The organism is Dietzia sp. UBA5065, assembly GCA_002415925.1.
In the GTDB taxonomy this organism is placed as follows: Bacteria; Actinomycetota; Actinomycetes; order Mycobacteriales; family Mycobacteriaceae; genus Dietzia.
In genome coordinates this window covers 1-1880 of sequence record DIAZ01000094.1, presented here as the reverse complement: position 1 = coordinate 1880, position 1880 = coordinate 1, and the positions used below count along the sequence as shown (strand labels likewise).

2 protein-coding genes and 1 pseudogene are annotated in these 1880 nt (G+C 71.0%); 1 reads left to right on the top strand and 2 read right to left on the bottom strand.

Going from position 1 to position 1880, the window contains the following annotated elements:
- Both B4M60_RS07065 and B4M60_RS07060 read right to left on the bottom strand, forming a co-directional pair.
- Positions 1 to 273: pseudogene (locus B4M60_RS07065) on the bottom strand (hypothetical protein); the annotation flags it as partial.
- 1 nt (position 274) lies between these two features.
- Positions 275 to 1222, bottom strand: a complete 948-nt coding sequence (locus tag B4M60_RS07060; RefSeq protein ID WP_291081584.1) for a Ppx/GppA phosphatase family protein — start codon at positions 1220 to 1222, stop codon at positions 275 to 277.
- A gap of 33 nt (positions 1223 to 1255) precedes the next feature.
- Between B4M60_RS07060 and B4M60_RS07055 the strand changes: the two genes are divergently transcribed.
- Positions 1256 to 1880, top strand: a 625-nt coding sequence (locus B4M60_RS07055; protein WP_291081582.1) for a hypothetical protein, incomplete at its 3' end; no start/stop codon positions are given.

Sequence of the window (1880 nt, the reverse complement as noted above, 5' to 3'; positions counted from 1 at the left end):
CGCCGCTCCCGGCGCCGCCGCAGGCGTAGAGCCCTCGGCGCCGGCGGTGGCCTCCTCGGCCTCGCGGGCCCTGCGACGGGCGGCGCGGCTGCTCACGACCGTGTCCTCGGTGATGCGCGGGATCTCGCCGGTGAGCTCCGAGACGCTCACCCCGCCGTCGTCGGACCGCCGGTGTCGGCGCCCCGTGGACGCGGCCGTGCCCGGCTGCTCCGCGCCCATGCGCTTGAGCAGCTCCGCCACGGTGATCTGCTGACCGTCTGGATCCTCGGCCATCTCAGCTCCCCTTCCCGTCGCCGCCCGCGTCCCGGTCGAGACGCTTCAAGATGAGCCCCTCGCGCAGAGCCCACGGACAGATTTTCACACTTTCCAGTCCCAATGCCCTCATGGACGCCTCCGCCACCAGCGCTCCCGCCACCACCTGATGCGACCGGTCGGAGCTGATCCCCTCCAACTCTGCCCTGTCCGAGGCCGTCATGCGAGAGATAAACGCGATCACCTGCCGCAGACCCGACGCCGTGAGGACGCGTTCGACCCGCGGCCCCTCCGACGACGGGGCCGCCCCGGTGAGCCTGGCCAGCGTGCGGAACGTCTTGGAGGTGGCGCAGGCGAGGTCCGGGACGCCCGCCGCCCGCAGATCCTTGGCGGGACCCTCGAGCTCGGCGTCGATGTAGTCGCGCAGCTGGTTGATGCGCTTCCGCTCGGGCGGATCGGTCTTGAACCAGTCGCGGGTCAGTCGCCCGGCGCCCAACTGCAGGCTGTAGGCGTGTTCGGGCAGCTCGTCCTCCCCGCTGGTGAGCTCCAGCGAGCCGCCACCGATGTCGAGGTTGACAATCCGGCCCGCGCTCCAGCCGAACCACCGGCGGGTGGCGAGGAAGGTCATCCGCGCCTCGTCCTCCCCGCTGAGCACGCGCAACTCGATGCCCGTCTCCTTCTCGACCCTGGCCAGGACCGCGTCGGAGTTGGCGGCGTCCCGCACGGCGGAGGTGGCCAGCGCCATGACCTCGCCGCACCTGGTGGCGCGCGCGAGCTCGGCGGCCTCGTTGACCGCGTCGATCAACCGGGCGACGCCGGTCTTGGAGATGTTGTTGTCCTCGTCGAGGTACTCGATCAGGCGCAGTCGGGTCCGGGAGTCGTTCATCGGCGTCGGGTGGCCGCCACGATGGGCGTCCACCACGACGAAATGGACCGTGTTGCTCCCGACGTCCAGGACACCTAATCTCACACGCCCACCCTAAACGGTCTACGGTCGCAGGTTGTGACCGCCACCAAACGCACCAGCACCCCGGGCGCGCCCCTCGCGGAAGTCCCCCTCGACTTCCCCCGCGAGTGGTACTCGTTCCCGGACCCCACCAATGCGGAACACCTCGTCTCCGTGGACATGACCTGGCTGCTGTCCTCGTGGACCTGCGTGTTCGGAACGCCCGCCTGCCACGGCATCGAGGCCGACCAGCCCGACTCGGGGTGCTGCACCCACGGCGCGTTCCTGTGCGACGACGAGGACCGCGAGCGCCTGAGGGGGAACGTCGCCCTCCTGGGGCCGAGGGACTGGCAACACCGTGGGGCCGCGCTGGAGTCCGCAGCTTCCGAGGGCGGCGATCTCGAGCCGTGGCTGGAGTCCGACGAGCTCACCGGGGAGGACGGCGAGCCCGAGCCCGCCCTGCGCACCCGCCGCCACGCCGGCAGGTGCGTGTTCTTCAACGATCCCGGATGGCCGGCCGGGTCCGGCTGCGCGCTGCACCACATGGCCGCGCGGACGGGGCGGACCCTGCCCGAGGCCAAGCCCGACGTGTGCTGGCAGCTCCCCATCCGACGCACGCAGGAATGGGAGACGCGGGCCGACGAGGTGGAGGTCCTCCACACCCTGTCTCTTATACACATCT